The 16,308-nt window shown below is 65.8% G+C and carries 15 protein-coding genes; 5 read left to right on the top strand and 10 right to left on the bottom strand.

Features of this window, described 5'->3' with window-relative positions; translation table 11 throughout:
- Positions 1 to 13: 13 nt before the first annotated feature.
- The 3 genes from AB0E69_RS34115 to AB0E69_RS34105 form a co-directional block, all read right to left on the bottom strand.
- Positions 14 to 1,549, bottom strand: coding sequence for a hemopexin repeat-containing protein (locus tag AB0E69_RS34115; protein WP_360155846.1), 1,536 nt, complete (start codon positions 1,547 to 1,549; stop codon positions 14 to 16).
- Positions 1,550 to 1,933: 384 nt separating this feature from the next.
- Complete coding sequence (locus AB0E69_RS34110) at positions 1,934 to 3,154, bottom strand: hypothetical protein (protein WP_360155843.1); 1,221 nt, start codon at positions 3,152 to 3,154, stop codon at positions 1,934 to 1,936.
- 73 nt (positions 3,155 to 3,227) lie between these two features.
- On the bottom strand, positions 3,228 to 3,857 hold the full coding sequence (locus AB0E69_RS34105; RefSeq protein WP_360155840.1) for a hypothetical protein: 630 nt from the start codon (positions 3,855 to 3,857) through the stop codon (positions 3,228 to 3,230).
- A gap of 184 nt (positions 3,858 to 4,041) precedes the next feature.
- On the opposite strand from AB0E69_RS34105, the gene AB0E69_RS34100 reads away from it, so the two are divergent.
- A complete protein-coding gene (locus tag AB0E69_RS34100; protein ID WP_360155837.1) occupies positions 4,042 to 4,434 on the top strand; it encodes a S41 family peptidase in 393 nt (130 codons plus the stop codon).
- A 73-nt stretch (positions 4,435 to 4,507) separates the two neighbouring features.
- Here AB0E69_RS34100 and AB0E69_RS34095 read toward each other — a convergent pair whose 3' ends face one another.
- Positions 4,508 to 5,515 carry an alpha/beta hydrolase gene (locus AB0E69_RS34095; protein ID WP_360155834.1) on the bottom strand — a complete coding sequence of 336 codons (1,008 nt, stop codon included), beginning with the start codon at positions 5,513 to 5,515 and terminating at the stop codon, positions 4,508 to 4,510.
- 97 nt (positions 5,516 to 5,612) lie between these two features.
- Positions 5,613 to 7,166, bottom strand: a complete 1,554-nt coding sequence (locus tag AB0E69_RS34090; RefSeq protein ID WP_360155831.1) for an MFS transporter — start codon at positions 7,164 to 7,166, stop codon at positions 5,613 to 5,615.
- 85 nt (positions 7,167 to 7,251) lie between these two features.
- On the opposite strand from AB0E69_RS34090, the gene AB0E69_RS34085 reads away from it, so the two are divergent.
- The gene (locus AB0E69_RS34085) at positions 7,252 to 7,770 is read left to right on the top strand and encodes a helix-turn-helix domain-containing protein (RefSeq protein WP_360155828.1); all 519 of its coding nucleotides are present in this window, start codon (positions 7,252 to 7,254) and stop codon (positions 7,768 to 7,770) included.
- 67 nt (positions 7,771 to 7,837) lie between these two features.
- Here AB0E69_RS34085 and AB0E69_RS34080 read toward each other — a convergent pair whose 3' ends face one another.
- Positions 7,838 to 8,770 (bottom strand): AraC family transcriptional regulator, encoded by a 933-nt coding sequence (locus tag AB0E69_RS34080; protein ID WP_360155825.1) that lies wholly within the window; start codon positions 8,768 to 8,770, stop codon positions 7,838 to 7,840.
- A gap of 90 nt (positions 8,771 to 8,860) precedes the next feature.
- Between AB0E69_RS34080 and AB0E69_RS34075 the strand changes: the two genes are divergently transcribed.
- Positions 8,861 to 9,172, top strand: a complete 312-nt coding sequence (locus tag AB0E69_RS34075) for an EthD family reductase (RefSeq protein ID WP_360155822.1) — start codon at positions 8,861 to 8,863, stop codon at positions 9,170 to 9,172.
- A 197-nt stretch (positions 9,173 to 9,369) separates the two neighbouring features.
- Positions 9,370 to 10,062 carry a helix-turn-helix domain-containing protein gene (locus tag AB0E69_RS34070; RefSeq protein WP_360155819.1) on the top strand — a complete coding sequence of 231 codons (693 nt, stop codon included), beginning with the start codon at positions 9,370 to 9,372 and terminating at the stop codon, positions 10,060 to 10,062.
- A gap of 47 nt (positions 10,063 to 10,109) precedes the next feature.
- Here AB0E69_RS34070 and AB0E69_RS34065 read toward each other — a convergent pair whose 3' ends face one another.
- Positions 10,110 to 10,589: a nuclear transport factor 2 family protein gene (locus AB0E69_RS34065; protein ID WP_360155816.1), complete on the bottom strand. Its 480-nt coding sequence runs from the start codon at positions 10,587 to 10,589 to the stop codon at positions 10,110 to 10,112.
- A gap of 117 nt (positions 10,590 to 10,706) precedes the next feature.
- Between AB0E69_RS34065 and AB0E69_RS34060 the strand changes: the two genes are divergently transcribed.
- On the top strand, positions 10,707 to 11,045 hold the full coding sequence (locus AB0E69_RS34060) for a hypothetical protein (protein WP_360155813.1): 339 nt from the start codon (positions 10,707 to 10,709) through the stop codon (positions 11,043 to 11,045).
- A gap of 79 nt (positions 11,046 to 11,124) precedes the next feature.
- On the opposite strand, the gene AB0E69_RS34055 is transcribed toward AB0E69_RS34060, so the two are convergent.
- The 3 genes from AB0E69_RS34055 to AB0E69_RS34045 are packed head-to-tail and all read right to left on the bottom strand — an operon-like array spanning position 11,125 to position 16,304.
- Positions 11,125 to 14,022 carry an AAA family ATPase gene (locus AB0E69_RS34055; RefSeq protein ID WP_360155810.1) on the bottom strand — a complete coding sequence of 966 codons (2,898 nt, stop codon included), beginning with the start codon at positions 14,020 to 14,022 and terminating at the stop codon, positions 11,125 to 11,127.
- A gap of 19 nt (positions 14,023 to 14,041) precedes the next feature.
- A complete protein-coding gene (locus tag AB0E69_RS34050; protein WP_360155807.1) occupies positions 14,042 to 15,667 on the bottom strand; it encodes an MFS transporter in 1,626 nt (541 codons plus the stop codon).
- A 7-nt stretch (positions 15,668 to 15,674) separates the two neighbouring features.
- Positions 15,675 to 16,304 (bottom strand): hydrolase, encoded by a 630-nt coding sequence (locus AB0E69_RS34045; protein ID WP_360155804.1) that lies wholly within the window; start codon positions 16,302 to 16,304, stop codon positions 15,675 to 15,677.
- Positions 16,305 to 16,308 lie beyond the last annotated feature (4 nt).

The following is a 16,308-nucleotide window of genomic DNA, read 5'->3' as shown; positions in this document are numbered from 1 at the left end:
TGCTCCGTCCGCCTCAGCCGGTTCCGTGCAGGGTGGCCAACGCTGTATTAGGCGTCAGTACGACCGGGCGGTCGACATCGATGACGATGCCTGGCACAACGATCTGCCGCACGACCTTGCCTTCGCTGTTGATGAGCGGGAACGACGTACTCAGCGACGGGTCGACGAACGCAGCCGTGGACGTCGAGCCCGCAGCAAGCAGCGACCGAGTGGCCCCGGCGTGGTCGACCACCGAGGTGAGGGCGGTGACGACAGCCTTGGCGGCCGCCTCCCGTACTGCGGTGTCGGTCACGCAACTGTCGAGCAGCGATCGCATCTCGCGGATCGGGACGGACCGAGCCGCACGCTCGTCGCCGTTGCGGAAGACCAGGTTGGCGTCGACCAGGCTGAGCACGAGGATGTATTCCTGCGTGAGCTGGAACAGCACGAAGTTGATCGGATCGGGGTTGTCCGAGTTGTCCACGGTCTGCTTGAAGCCTGTCTCGGTCGACACGTCGATCTGCTGGCTCGCGTCCCGGACGCTGACTTGTTCGCGGTGCTCGTCGTGCGTGCGGGCAGCCTCTTTGTGCGATTGGGTGCCGACGGCCTTCGCAAACCCGCGGCGGACGTCCTGGGACTCACCCTTGACCCGGAGCGTGGCGTCGACCTCCCCGCCGAACAGCGACGTCGCGTGTGCCTCGCCATGGAACGAGGCGTCCATCCCGTAGTCGTAGTTCTCCTGTGCCTCGGAGGATGACTCGTCCTCCCGGACCGCCTTCGAGAAGTTGTCGGCGACCCGCTCGGAACTGCTCTCGAGAATGTTCGACGAGGTCGCGTCGCTCTCCGATACCCGCTTCTTGGTGACGACCTGGAACTCGGTCTTGGTATGGCCGCCAACCTGGGTCGGCGTGCCGATCACCCCGCCGTTGCCGATCTCGCCGTGGAAGGTGGTGAGGGTGTACTCCTCGGTGAGAAACAGTTGCGGCACCGGCATGAATCGACCCATGACCGGATAGAGATCGGCGAGCTTCGACGGCCCCTCCTCGACGCGGTCGAGCGGGAGGTTGTAGCGGATGAACTCGTCACCGCGGAAGAAGAAGATGTGCTCCGCGTGCACGCCCGTGCCGTAGAACGCGAAGTCGATCCCGTCGGCGAACGCCTCCGGCCATCCATGCCAGTTCTCGACAATCGGCGCGGGGCCGAACTCGACCGCGTCCTTCGGAAGGCTGTAGCGAACGTACTCACTGCCGCGGAAGAACCAGATCTTCCCGAGGTGAGCGCCGAGCCCGTGGATCGCGGCATCGACGCCCTGCGAGAACGAGTCCGGCATGCCGTTCCAGCCGTCGGCGATCGGCCGCACCGGGACGGTGATCTTGTCCCGAGCAGGGTCGTAGCGTAGATACTGGCTCCCCGAGAAGAACCACAGCTGCCCCTCGAAGGGGGCGACCAGGCCGGTCGCGGTGGCGTCGACGCCCGTCGTGAAATTGACCGGGAAACCCTTCCAGTTTCCCTCGATCTTCAGGTCCTCGCTCGTCTCGTCGCGCGCATTGGCCTTTTCGAAGTAGCGCACATAGCTGTCCCCGCGGAAGAGCCAGATTCGGTCCGCAAACGGCCCGAACCCCCGGACGGCGGTGTCGAACACGCCCTTGCGCTGCGCATATCGAGACTGGCTCGGATCAGAAAAGCCGCCCAGGCGTGAGGGAAACGCTGACGGCTCAAGCCCCAGCGAGATCATCAGCGGTTTGACGCGGAGCTCGCGGCTCTCCTCGAGCGTCGGCGAAACCTCAAATAGCGGCCGCTCCGCAGCCGGCGACCCCGGATCGACCCGCAACACATTCCCATTGCCCGCGGGAATACCCACCGTTCCGCTCATAAGGTCCCCCCGACCTAGCGGTTCATTGTTATGCAGCGTACGCCGAGCATGGGCTTCGGTGGAAGGCCTCCTCCGGGCGGGTCAGGCTTCGTGGTTTCGCTGGTCCTGGCCGCGGGCTGCGCGACCGAGAGTCGTCGCGGTGCCAGGAGGGCGGGCGCCGTTGTCCGCGGCCCGGCGTACCTGGCCAGAGTGCCCTTGAGAGGTGTACGCCTGCACCTGCGCGGCGAGGCCGGGATCATGGTCCGCGGACTGCGTCTCGAAGAACAGCTCCTCGACCTGCGTAGCTCCGTTCAGGTCGGTGGAGACCAGGTGGATCGGTTCCGAACGGGGTACGCCGTCCCACGGCGGCCGCATCGGAGGTACGCCGTCGGCGCCCGTCCAGGTGCGCTCGTCGACACCGCAGTTGACCCGCAGCGCTTGCTCGGCAAAGTCACGCGCGGCGGCCGGGTCCTGACGAATCGCCTCGCGCAACCGCTCGGCGACGGACGCGGGCAGCACTGCCTGCACCTGCAGAAAGTTGCCCGGCTGGTTCGGCTGGACCGACGGGTACAGCGGCAGATCCTGACGGCGGCGCTGGCCGAGCTGATGCGGATCGAACGCGTAGCTGACCCGGACACCGGGCTCGAGACCGTTCGGGCCCGGGACCATCAGTGGCTTGTCGCCGTCGCGGACAGCACCGTTCTCGGTCTTCTTCCACCACAGCCGGCCGGTCTGCACGGCCTGCTGCCGGAACGACGGCTGGGTCGCCGGTGCGAATGCGACGCCTTCGTACATCCGCGGTCCGGCTGCGGCGAAGGCGGACCGGGTGTCGGTCCCAGGCGTGCCGTTTGTCGCGGCACCGTCGCCGAAGCTGTGGTTCCCGGAGTCCGTGCCGAGGCCGTCGCGGTACCGGACCGTCGCACCCCGCGGCCGCTGGGTCGACGCCGTCACCGTGCCGGCCATCCCGGTAGCCACGTCGCTGCCGAGCCGCGGATCGCCGGCGATACCGTGCTGGGCCACCTGCCACTGCCGATGACGTCGGTTGCCTTCGCGCACTACCTCCGGCTGACTCCTGAGCTGGTCGAGTTGCTCGAGGGTTGCGTTCAGGTGGATTCGCTGCTGACGATTCAGGTCGCGGGTCAGTCCGCCTTCGAACTCCGTGAGTATCCGAACGAGGTCCGTACCCGTCGTCGTCCGGGACCGCAGGCCCGTAGCCAGGACGGCTCGCAGCGCGACCCGCTGATCCTCGACCCGGGACCGCAGCAGCAAACCGTTGACATGATCAAGCAACTCCGCCGCACCGACCGGCTGCAAAGTCTCCACGCATTCCCCTCGCCAAACCGACGACCGCAGACGTAACTCTGCCCCAAACCCGTGTCACCACCGATTCAGAACGTTAGTTCGATTGGGGCGGGTGGGGACGGGACGCGATGAGGACCTGGCGCGGTGGCACCGGAAGGGTGGAGGTGCCTGCGGCGATAACGTTCGCGCGATCCCAGGGACGGTCTGATTGGAGGAAGGGATTCTCGGCCGCCATCCAGGTGTGCCAAAACTCGACCGTCGCCTGCGGGCCGCCGTTGACGCCTGACGCAAGGTCTCGGGCGATCCCCAGCCGCTCAGCCTCGGCGTAGTCGGACTGGACCCAGACCAGGCAGTCAATCAGACCGGCGAGTTCCCGACGCCCGGCGCCGACCCCCTCGACGATCACCAGCCTCTGCCCGGCCGGTACGGCGATGGCGCCGGGTCGGTCATGGAGATCCCAGGCCGGTGGACGATACGACACGGCCTCGCCCCGTCGAAGAGGTTCGAGCACGCCGCTCGCCAAAGCGTCGTGCCAGCCGAACATCGGGGCATGCCACGCGACGTCATCGACATGCACGACCGCGGAGTCCGGTATCGCGCCGACCAACCGTTGCGCGAGCGTGGACTTGCCCCCACCGCTGCGTCCATCGACCGCCACGATGCACGGACGTTCAGCCTGGGGCGCATCGGCGTGGCCGAGAACCAACGTTGCCAGGTCAGCCAAATGGACGGATCGCCATGGACCGGCGGGTGGTTCACCGGGTCCAGGTCGCATGTTCACCCCACAAGCATGCCGGATCCCCAACGAGGATTCAGGTTCCGCGAATGTAGAAGGTCTTGCTGACCACCACCACGGAGTGGCAGGCCGGGAAGTAGGACCGGTACGGGATGTTGCCCTTGGACGTCAGTTGCACGTTGACCGTGTAGCGGTCCGACAACCGCACCGCCGCGGTACTGACGGTGCGCCACTGCGTAGCGGTGGACTCCCGCCTTGCCCTCCCGGCACAAGTCTGCGACAGCCGGTCGCCCTCCTCGTAGGCCCAGGCACATTCTCATCCGGCGAAGCGCTCGCATACCACCTGCAGACACGCGGCCGGGTTGCCGTCGTCGGTGAGACCACACCCGGCGCCGCCGACCACATCACCCCGATCCGGCTGGCGCCGACGGTTCTGGCCTACCTGCCCGAGGCGTACGTCGTCGACACCATCACCGGCACCAACTGGGAAGGCTCCGGCGTCGTACCCGACGTCCTAAGCCCTCCCAACACAATGATCGAAACCGCAGTGGCAGCGCTGCGCTGACGGCTACTGGCGATCCGTCCAAGCGGCTGTGGGTGGACGCTTCAGCCATCCACCCACAGTATCCAGAGGAGATTTACGAACCGCGGATGGCGGAAGCTATCCGGCCCGGTGCGTCGATCGCCACGTTGTGATGAGCCTGCGACAGGACAGTCAACGTGCTGCCGGTCAACGCGGAATGCAGCTCGTTGGCGATGTTGAGGTTGAGGTCAGGATCTTGCGCTCCCCAGACGAGACGGGTGATGGGCCCGAGCTTGGCAAGCTGGGGCACGCGTTGTCCGTCGGCTCTCACAGTGTTGCCGACGTCGGCAGCCAGCGATGTCATGGGCGTGATGCTGCTGGGCGTCGTCTCGAATTGGTGCGCGAACAGCGGCGTGAAGACGCCGGCGTCCTGCGGACGCTCGAAGAACGTGCTCTCTTCCCACCGGAAGACGGTGGCAAACAGCCCGGGCTGGGTCCGGTAAGCCGTGACGAGGCTGTTGAGCCCGAAGGCGGTTCCTGCCGGCAGCGGGCCCAGGGGTGCCGATTGAGGGTACTGGCCCAGGATAAGAGTGGTTGTCAGAGCCGGCGGACCGGATTTGTCCACCGGAGCGTAAAAGCCGTTGGTGACGACGAGACGCTGAGTCCGGCCGGGATTGTCTAGCGACCAGTTGATGGCCGCCGGGACACCCGAATCGGAGGCGACGAGGATTACCGGCCCAAGGTGGAGCTGGGTGATGACCGCATTGAGGTCCGCCTCCTGCTGTGCGAATGTGTAGTTGTAATTCGCCGGCTTGTCAGATGCGCCCCACCCGAGGAAGTCGAAAGTGACAACAGTGCGGCCTTTGAGGCGCGCCACGACCTTGTCATAGAGGTGGTGGTTGTCGGGGAAGCCGTGGAGGAGGACGATCGCTGGTCCGGCACCCTTCTGCTCATAGGCTGCGATGTGATGGCCATCATGCGTGACGAACACCTGGTTCAGGTCGGATATATCCGTATCACCACGCGCGAACGAGGGGCCAGCGAAGGTGGCACCGAGCGTCACAGCAACCGCCGTGAATGCGATGAGCAGCGCTTTACGCGCCTTGAGAAAAGATAGCGACATGTTTTCTTCCTTCGGGAGCAGATATCAAGGGACGCCGCAGCTCACACAAGCTGCGAGAGCAAGGTCAAAAACCCGTTGAGAAGTCGGCCCGGGATTATCACCCCTCCTGCTGGGCCGGTATCGGGGTCGGCTCCCCCGACGTCGTGTGCTGGTCGGGACGGGCTGGAAGGAACACGAAGGCGGTGATCGCGCCGGCGGCGGCGACGCACGCGGCCACCACGCAACCTCCGGTGAAGCTGTGCATGAACGAGAGGATCGCTGCGTCGGTGAGGCCGTGCGCGAGGGCGGGGTGCCCGGCGTCGGCGATGCGCTTGGCGGCGGCGGCCGCAGCGGCGACCGAGCCGTTCGCGGCGGTGACGGCGGACGCCGGAAGTCTGGCGGGAAGCGCTGACGCCAGCCGGTTGGTGTAGAGCGATGCCGCGGCACTACCGATCACGGCGACGCCGAGGGTGCCGCCGAACAGTCGTACGGCGCTGTTGACGGCCGAGCCGATGCCGGCCTTCTCCGGCGGTACGGAACCCATGACGGCCTCGGTGGCCGGCGCCTGAGTGAGTCCCATGCCGAGCCCGAACAGCGCGCCCTGGACGGCGATGACGCCGTACGACGTCCCCTGGGACACCGTCGCGGTCCACAGCAGGGCCACGGAGTAGCACAGCAGCCCACCGGTGACGACGAGCTTGTTGCCGATCCGCACCGCCAGCCTTGTCCCCACCACAGCCGCTGCTGCCACCGACCCGGCGACCGGGAGCAGCCGCACGCCGGTGCTCAGCGGGCCATAACCCTTGATGAACTGCATGTATTGGGTCATCAGGAAGATGAAGCCGTTCAGCACGAAGAACGCGATCGCAATCGCGCCGCTGGCAGCGGTGAAGCGCAGGTTGCGGAACAGCGCGACGTCCACCATCGGATGGGTGGCCCGGCTCTCGACGGCCACGAGAGCGGCCAGTACCACGGCCCCGGCGGCGAGCACGGCGATGGTCCGCGCCGAGCCCCAGCCCCAGTCAGGAGCCTGGATGAGTCCGAGGACGACCAGCCCCATACCGGCGGCGGAGAGCGCCAGCCCGGTCCAGTCAATCCGCGGGGTACGAGGATCGCGGGAGGTCGGTACCGCGACCGCGATGACCAGCGCGACCGCCGCCGCCACCGGTGCCATGAACGCGAAGACGCTGCCCCACCAGTAGCGTTCCAGCAGCCACCCGCCGATGATCGGTCCGGTGGCTATCCCGACTCCGGTGGTGGCGCCCCACAGGCCGATCGCCACCGCCCGCTCCCGCCGCGCGGTGAAGACGTTGGTCAACAGCGACAGCGTCGCGGGGAACATCATCGCGGCACCGAGTCCCATCACCGCGCGGGCCACGATCAGCTCACCGGGAGTGTTGGCGAACGCGCCGACCAGGCTGGACGCACCGAACACGCCGAGGCCTGACAGCAGCATTCCCTTGCGGCCCAGCCGGTCCGACAGGCTCCCGGACGCCAGGACCAGCGCGGCGAAGACCAGGTTGTAGGCGTCGACAACCCATTGCAGGTCCGTGGTAGTCGCATTGATCCGCACGACCAGAGTCGGCAGCGCGACGTTCACGATCGTGATGTCCAGGCTGATGATCAACGCCGCCAGGCACAGGCCGGCCAGGACGAGTCCCCTGCCCTTCATGAAGCCTCCTAAGTTGCTTTATTAAACTCACTGATCACGATGCTAAAGTAGTGAGTTGAATAAAGCAACCAACTAGGTAGGAGTCATGCGGCAGACAAGCTTCTCCTCGATGCAGTGCTCGATCGCCCGGAGTCTGGAGCTGATCGGCGACTGGTGGACGCCATTGATCATCCGGGACCTCTACTACGGAATCAGTCGCTTCGACGACCTGGTCGAAGACCTCAGCATCTCCAGGAACCTGCTGGCCGCCCGCCTCACCCACCTGGTCAAGCACGGCATCGTGTACCGCCGCCCCTACAGCGAGCACCGGGCTCGACACGAGTACCTGCTGACCGAGTCCGGACGGGACCTGATGCCGGTGCTCATCGCCCTGATGGCCTGGGGTGACCGCTGGGCCACCCCCGAAGGCGGCCCTCCCGTGCTCTTAGAGCATCGGCCCTGCGGACACCGGTCCACCCCCGTCGTGAGCTGCGACGCCTGCGGCGAACCGGTTCGTCCGGGCGAATTCGACGCCTTGCCCGGCCCAGGCGCACGACCGAGCCCCGGCACGCGGATAGTCGCCGAGCTGATCTCCGCCCGCCACTCACGCCAGCCGCCTGCCTAGTGGTGGTTACCTGTTGGCCCAGACCTCGGCGACGTCGTACCGATGGCGTCCGCGATCGACCTGGTCATCACACCTCCGCAGTTGCTCGGCCGGGAGCAGGACCGGGCGTCGTGGCGTCTCGTCGCCAGCGAGCCGGTGGTGTGCTGTAGCGGCTCTTGAACGCGCGGCTGAACGCTGCCTCCGACGTGTACCCGACTCTCGCCGCGACGTGGTTGACCGACAGGGAGGTGTTGCGGAGTAGGTCGGCGGCGGTGTCGAGACGCACGTGCGCGAGGTAGGTAGCCGGTGGCTTCCCAACGCGCTCGGCGAACCGTGCCGCGAACGTCGATCGCGACAGGTTGCACACCTGGGCCAGGTCGTCGACCGTCCAGTCGCGGCCGGGAGCTCGGTGGATGGCGCTCAGGGACAGGCCGATCTCCGCGTCGAATGCGCCGGCCAGCCAGTTCGGTTCGGGGTCCTTGCCCGCGGCCCAGGTGCGCAGGATCTGGACGAAGATCAGGTCGAGAATACGGGCGATCATCACCGCCGAACCTTGCGAGGGCGTCTGCATCTCGATCAGGAGCATCCGGCGAGCGACTTCGAGGCCTTCGGGTACCGGGGTGCCGGTGGCGCCCAGGACGATCGCGGCCGGCAGACTCCTCAGCAGATGACTCGCCTGCGGGTCGCCGATCGTGAACCTCCCGCAGAGCCAGCGCACCTGTTCGGAGGCGGGGCCGCGTGCGCTGCTCAACTGGTGCCGGTCGCCGCGCGGGAGCAGGACAACATCTCCGCGACCGATGTGCTTGACGTCCGGGTCGCCGTCGATCCGAAGCTCGAGCTCACCCTCCTCGATGATGTGCAGGCTGCCGACATCGGCGAAGCCGACCGCGAAGGTCGACGGCTGCTGCAGCGTGACGACCCGTTCTCCGGTCAGCCGGACGCTGCGGAGCAAGTCCGAGAGCAGGTCGTCCGGCTGCGCGGCCGGTGGACGATCTGCAAGATTTCCCGGCGAGACGGTCATGGTCGGTCAGTATTCCTCTCACTAGGATCAACAATCGCCGCGAGTGCAGATGCTCGCCGGTTTCACGTCGAAATCATTGAAAGGTCATCAATGGCGAACCCGACCAAGATCAGCTTTGTCTACTCCAACCCCGAGGATCCGGAGGCTTTCGAGGCAGCGTACGGCGAGCAGCTCACGCTGGCGCGCAAGCTCCCCGGTCTGATCCGGCTCCAAGCCTCGAAGGTCTGGCCGAAGGAGGACGGCAGCGAAACCCCGGCGTACCGGCTGCTGGACCTGTACTTCGAGGACTACCAGGCGGCCAGTGCCGCCGCATCGGAGGCGGGCCCCCTGGTCGGCGCCACCCTCGAACACGCCACCGGCGGTGTGGTGATCGCGTTCGCGGAAATCCTCGAGGACGCCTGAATCGAAAACTCTTGGAACCGGTCCGGAGTCAGGCGGCCCGGACCGGTTCACTTATCGAGTTACACCTGAGAATCCCGGGGCAAAACGCCGGGATTCTTACCTAGAATTTCAGTCGAGTGCGCCCAATGGCTGGGATAGACCTCGAGAAGGCGTGCGCGGTCCACGGCATGGTGGAAGACTAGACACACTCGCTTGCTTTGTTCAACCATCATCTTGACTTTAGTGTGTACCATGCACGTGTGCGCAGCTATGACCAGTACTGCTCGATAGCCCGAGGGCTCGATATCATCGGCGATCGCTGGACGCTGCTGATCGTGCGAGAGCTCCTCCTCCAAGGCCCCTGCCGTTTCACCGACCTGAAGAACGGCCTGCCCGGCGTCGCCACCAACATGCTGTCAAGCCGGCTCAAGGAACTCGAGCAGACGGGACTGATCACTCGGTACGACGCGCCGCCGCCAGTCGCGACCGTGCTGTACGAGCTGACGCGAGACGGCGCGGATCTCGAGCCCGTTCTCAAACAGATCGGCCTGTGGGGACTGCGCCGAATGACCGACGACCGTGCTGACGACGCATTTCAAGCCTCATGGTTGGCGTACGCCCCGGCGTGGTTCACGGCCGACGCCAACCCCGACGGACCGCCGGCCACGATCCAGCTCATCGCCGGGGGCCAGGAAGCGGTGATCGCGCTGGAAGGCGGAAGCGTCCGCACCTGGGTCGGACACGTTGACCACCCAGACCTGGTCATCGACGGATCACCACGCGCAGTACTCGGACTGGTGACCGGAATGATCGACCTCAAGGCAGCCAAAGCGCTTGGCTCGACGATCCGCGGCAAGCATCAGCTACTGCAGCGCCTGCACCCGATCCCGGCCACGCCAGAGGTTGAGTAACGGAACGATGCAGCGACGGCGGTCACTTCCAGTCAGGCCAGAGTGGATCAGTCTCGGAACGCGCGATCTGGATCGGCGTAGGCCTGCATGTGGACGATGAGTCCGTTGCGGACTGTGAAGATGTCCGCGACCTCAGCTTTCCGATCGATGCCGTCGGCACCGATGCCTTCGAGGAAGTGACGGACAGCGATGGTGTTGTCCACGCGTCGAGCGACCGGGACCGAGTGCAATCGTTCCCAACTGTCGCGGGAACGCCGGAGGTAGCCGGCGACGGCGTCGCGACCGTCGTATCGCCCACCATCGGGGAACTCGTCGGGCTCGACCCAGACGACGTCTTCGGCCATGTTCGCCACTGCGGCATCGATGTCGCCGAGAGCGAAGGCCCGGTACGCCGCCAAGACCGTCTCCAGGTCCGGATCCCCGCGGCGCACTTCACCTTGCGGCCCAACTGACTTCTCGTCGTTGACGTCTGCTGCCACCAGTTCGGGTTGGTCGTCCTGGGGAGGCTTGGACGATGCAGAGGTCATGGTTGAGTTCTAACACAGTCAAGTGGTCTTTTGCAATCAATAAGTAGCAGATATCACCACAGCAGGTTGAACGCGACGCCGGCTGACTGGCAGCATGAGCACATGATTCCTGCACCCGTGAAGCCGACCGTCTCGATCAACGCGCTCGAGGTCCTCGACGTTCGCGTGGGCACTATCGAGGCCGTCGACGATGTGGCCAATTCCAAGAAGCTGGTGCAGCTCACCGTCAGCTTGGGCGATCACCAGCGCACGATTCTCGTTGGGATGAAAGGCGAGCGCGACGACCCGCGCGAGATCGTGGGGAAGCAGGCCCTCTTCGTTGTCAACCTGGAACCACAGCGGATGGCCGGTGTCGTCTCCGAAGGCATGGTCTTCGACCTCGGTTACGCCGACGGCCTGTCCCCGGACCTCGCAATGCCAGAGCGACAGATACCTGACGGCACACGCGCCGGCTGAGGAATCGAGGCGTTGGTCTCCAGCGTGCACCTGGAATCGCACGGGGCCTGAACGCTTACACCGCGACCACTTAGCCGGGTCAGAGTTCAACGCGCTGAGCTATGGCCGCGGCCTCGAGCCGGCTCGGTACGCCGAGCTTGCGCAGGACGTTGGTGACATGCACGCTCGCGGTCTTCTCCGAGATGAACAGCGCCTCGCCGATCTGCCGGTTCGTCTGTCCCTCGGCGAGCAGTCGTAGAACGTCGACCTCGCGTGGAGTGAGATGGAAATGGGCCAGTGGATTGGCAGGTTCTGTGGGCTGGCACGTGGTGAGATCCAGCCGACCGCGACGGGCAAGCTGGCGTATCTTCTCTGCGAGCGGTACCGCGCCGAGCGCCTCGGCAATCCGAAGTGACTCACGGGCGGTGGTGGCAGCCACCGTCCGGTCCCCGTGCTCACGAAGCAGGGCGTCGGCTTGGCGGTATCGCGCCTCGGCGATCTGGAAAGGCTGGCCGACCTGTTCCCAGGCTGTGACGACAGTTGCCCAGGCGCCGCCGGTATCACGGCCGAAGACGCGGTCATGCTCGGCCTCGGCCGTAGCAAGCCAAGCATGCGGTTCAGGAAGCCACGTACCGCGGGCCACGACATCCGCAGTGAAGGCTCGCAGACGATCGGCAAGCCGGTCCGCAGCGGCTTGTGCGCTACCCGGGGTGAAGACAGAACGCTCAGCCTCGACCGTCATCGCGAAGGACAGCGCGCGCGCCCGGTAGAACTGATCGTCCGTGCGCTCGGCAATCTGCAATGCATCGTCGAAGAGCTGCCGAGCGTCGTCGAGGCGTTGGCCGGCGGCTGCCAACTCTCCCGCGCGCATCAGTGCCTGCGCCCGAAATTGCACATCGCCGGACGCCTTCGTTTCATCAAGGCACTGCTGAATCAGCCTCCGCGCCTCGTCGTAGTCGCCACGCTGCAACGGCAGTGGCAGCCAGCGCAGCTCGAGATAGGGACCGGCTGTCGAGTTGGGCATGGCCGCGCGCATCCGGTCTGCCTCGGCCCACCGCCCGGCGCAAATCAGCGCGGCGAGCGCGTTGCCGGCGATCGACTCGCTGTGACGCGGACGACCGACCTTGGCGGCATACCGAATCCCCTCGGCGCCTACGCGAACTGCCTCGGCGTACTCACCACTGATCAGCAAGCTACTGGCCTCATTGACATAGGCGCGGCAGACCTCGTCTGCGGTGCCGAACTCAGTGGACAGGCGGTGGGCCTGGCGCACGGCAGCCAAGCCGTCCTGAACGCCGCCGAGCGCGACCAGTGCCGTTCCCATGCTGCACAGCGCATGGCCCTCGACGTCCGGCGCGCCGACAGTTCGGGCGATGGTAATCGCTCGGGTGAGTACTGCTTCAGCATCGCGGTACTGCTGACGAACCATCATGCTCTGCCCGAGTGCCGAGAGCGCGAAGGCCTGTTCCCGAGACGGTGGCCGGCCTTCCAGAATCGCTACAGATTCCTCGTACGCCGCGACGGCTTCCGGCCCATGCCTCTGTGTCCAGTTGCTGCGACCGATCCGCTCCAGCACGAGCGAACGTTGTTCCGGTGGCGCATCCCTCAGCTCGTCGAGCGCTGCCTGGGCCAGAGCGATAGCACGGTTGGTGCTCGAGCTCGCCTGCACTGCGTCCGCGGCGTGGAGGAGCAGCTCGGCACGACTCATGCCCGCCGCCGCGTCCGCGTCCGGTACCTGGCCGCGAAGTCGTAGAGCCCGCTCGAAATGCTCAGCCGCATCAGCCAGCGCGCTGACCTTCTCCGCTTCGAGCCCCGCACGGACGGACGCTCCGAATGCGCGTGGAGCGTCGGTTGCGGCGTACCAGTGGTAGGCGATCTGTGCCCAGCGCGACCGCTCGTCTCGTCGAGTTCCCGCCTCCAAGGCCAGCGCCGCGACGCGGTGAAGATCCTCTCGTTCCCCGGGCAGGAGATCGTCGTAGAGGGCCTCGCGGATCAGGGCGTGCCGGAACCGGCAGCTGTCACCGTCGAGGACAAGGATCTGGTGGAACACGGCTTCACGCAGAGCCGCAGACACCGTCCCCGCCGGTCGCTGGGTGATCAAGCCGAGCTGCACGTCATCGACATCCATACCTAGTACGGCGGCGTTGTGCAGCAGACCCTGGGCGTCGGACGAGAGGCGTTCCACCCGAGCAAGGATCACGTTGGCCAGCGAATCCGGCAGGCCGCCGTGGATCGCTCCGGCAGCGATCATTTCCTCGACGTAGAAGGGGTTGCCTTCCGTGCGGGTATACAACTCATCGACGACTTCGGCGGTAGGCGGCTCATCGCAGATGTCTGCGAGCATCCGGGCCAGATCACCTCGAGCCAGGCCACCGAGCAGGATGCGCTCGACCAGTGGGTCTCGCTCGAGGTCGGCAATGACGGGACGGAGCGGGTGTCGGCGGTGCAACTCGTCGGAGCGATAACTGAGGACGACAGCAACCGCCGCGTCCGGAAGATTGCGACCGAGGAATGCGATCCAGTCACGAGTAGACGCGTCCGCCCAGTGCAGGTCCTCGAGGACGAGGAGTACCGGATCCCGCTGCCCCAGCCGGGTCAGCAGGCCCAGCAGATTCTCGAAGAGGAAACCCGAGCTGTCGGATGCCGACCCGGACCGGGTTCCGAGCAGCGCGCCGATCTCGTTCCATCCCTGTCCTGCGAGGTCGATGAACTCCTGGTCGCCGAGATGCGCACGAAGGTCGCGCAACGCCTGCACCAGCGGGGCATAGGCCACGGACACCTCGCCCAATTGCACGCAGCCCCCGACGGCGACAACGAAGTTCGCCGCGCGCGCCTCGGTCACGACTTCGGCGATCAATCGACTCTTCCCGATACCGGCATCGCCGGCGACCACGACCAGAGCCGAGCTGCCCTCGCCCGCTGCGGTGATGGCCGAGCGCAACGCCGCCAGTTCACCGATCCGTCCAACCAGCCGATCGCTGGTCACGCGTCGAGCCACAGGCACAATATGACGGCTCCTAACGTTGTCGTTCTGCTCTGTCGTCTGGATGGTTTTGGGCTGGATGCGGGCGACGGACCGCAGGCTCAGCCAAGAGGAGGTGGAGCACCTCCGGCTCCGCCACACAGAGCGCACGGGCTTTCTCTTCGTAGGCTCGGTCAGCACCGGTGAGGCGACCGTGATGTTGACGGAGGTGCTCGCCCCATGAAGGCACCACATAGATCTCGAGAAACTGGCCGGGAAGCTCGCCGATCCGCCACAACTCACAACTGGTGGCACCAGTACGCCGCCGCGATCTCTGCACGTCCGACATGGCGACGACGAACTGTTCCTCGCTGGATTCCGGCACTCGGTAGGTAACCTGGATCGCTACCGGGTCCAGCCTGTTCTGCGGCTGCTGGGCAAGATCCGGCTCCGGCCAATACACGGCAGGTTCACGGTTCATGCCATGCCAATCCACCGCCGGCTTGCGCCCGACGATCGCCACGCTGAGCACGATCAGAACAGCTGCGGTGACATACGCCGCCGTCACGCCGGCACCTTGCGCGAGCAGTCCCCACAGCAATGCGCCGCCTGCCTGTGCACCGAACAGCACGACCTGGTAGGCGGCCGATCCACGTGCGCGTACCCATTGCGGCAGAAACATTTGCACGTTCGCGGTTGCATCAGTCAATGCTGCTGTCCAGGCGACACCAGAAATAACCAGTACCGCCAGGACAGGAACCGGCTTGTCCAGCACGGAGAGGGCAGCAACGGCAGCGGCGAACACGAGACGCGCGGTGACAGGGAGTCGGGTGTTGCCGAGCCGTCGCCGCATCCACGGCACAAGTGGTGCTCCCGCAGCGGCGCCGCCGCCGGCAGCGGCCAATGCGAGGCCGTACCCTCCAGCTCCATGCCCCAGTCCTCGCGCTGTCACGAGCGGCAACAGAGCCCAGAAACACGAAGCCGGCAGCAGGAATGCTGCGAGTTGCCAGAGCATCCGTCGCATGACACTCGAGTAGCGCACATAACGCCCGCCTGCACGCAAGGCAGCGATGAAAGGCTCTCCTCGTTCGGCTGGCAGTGGTTCCTTCTGACGCCACAGCCCGAGCACAGCAGCGTAGGCGCCGAACAGAACCGTGGTCACGCCAAACACTGCTGATGCGCCCCACGATGCCAGAAGTACGCCACCGAGCAGCGGACCGATCGCACGCGTGAGATTGATGCCGAACGCATCCAACGCGGCAGTGGACTGTAGGCGACGCCGTAGAATCAGGCTCGAAACGAGACCCTGGTAGGTAGGGGCGCCCATGGCCGTTCCGCAACCCGCCATGAAGATGAGCAGCAAGACGACCGGCGGCGACAGCCTTCCAACCAGGGCCAGCGCCGCCATCGCTGTCGCCGTGCAGACCTGGAACACCTGTATCGTCAGCAACATCCGGCGGCGGTCGAGAACATCGGCCAGCACGCCGGCCGGCAGCGCCAGGAGAAGTACCGGCAGCATGCTCGAAGTGTTGACAAGGGCGATGAGCACTGGCGAGCCTGACAGCTCGACGAGGATCCACTGCGCAGCCATCAACTGCATCCAGCTGCCGAGCAGACCGCCGATGCCGGCCGTCCACATCATGCGATAGGCACCGTTACGCAGCGGATCCCAGACGCTCACGACGGACTCACTGCCCAACACCCATGGCCGCGGCATAGCGGATCCCGATACCCCAGGTGCCACCGTGCTCCTGGGCGATCTCGCTCGCGCCGTCCGCCGTGGCTGCGATCCCCCAATCCGCCTGCAATTCCTGCAGAAGGGTCACCCACGTGATGGGGACCGCACCCGCCTGCATCATCCTGTGCATTGCGAGGTTGTGCGATTCGACTGACGTGTCGCCACACGCGTCGGCCACGACGTACACGTCGTACCCGGCGGCGATTGCGCTGAGGGCGGGGTGTGCCACGCAGACCTCGGTCCACAATCCCGCGAGCACCAGTTTGCGTCGTCCAGTCGATTCGATGGAACTCACCACGCGCTCGTCCGCCCAGGCGTTGATGACGGTGCGGTCGTAGACCTCGGTGTCGGGGAACAACGACGCGAGTTGCGTGAACGTCGGTCCGCCGAACTGCTTGGCGCTGATGGTCGCGAGCACTGTCGGCACACCGTAGAGCGCGAGCGTCTTACCAAGGCCAGTCACGTTGTTGAGCAATGTCTGGCCATCGATCGAGTTCACACCGAAGGCGAACTGCGGCTGAAGATCCACAAGCAATGCCACGGTGTTGTCCGGCGTGAGCAGAGTGGTCGGTCCTGTCATTTCG

Origin of the sequence: Kribbella sp. NPDC026611, assembly GCF_040638345.1 — a bacterium.
Lineage (GTDB): Bacteria > Actinomycetota > Actinomycetes > Propionibacteriales > Kribbellaceae > Kribbella.
This window is presented reverse-complemented; position numbering and strand designations above follow the sequence as displayed.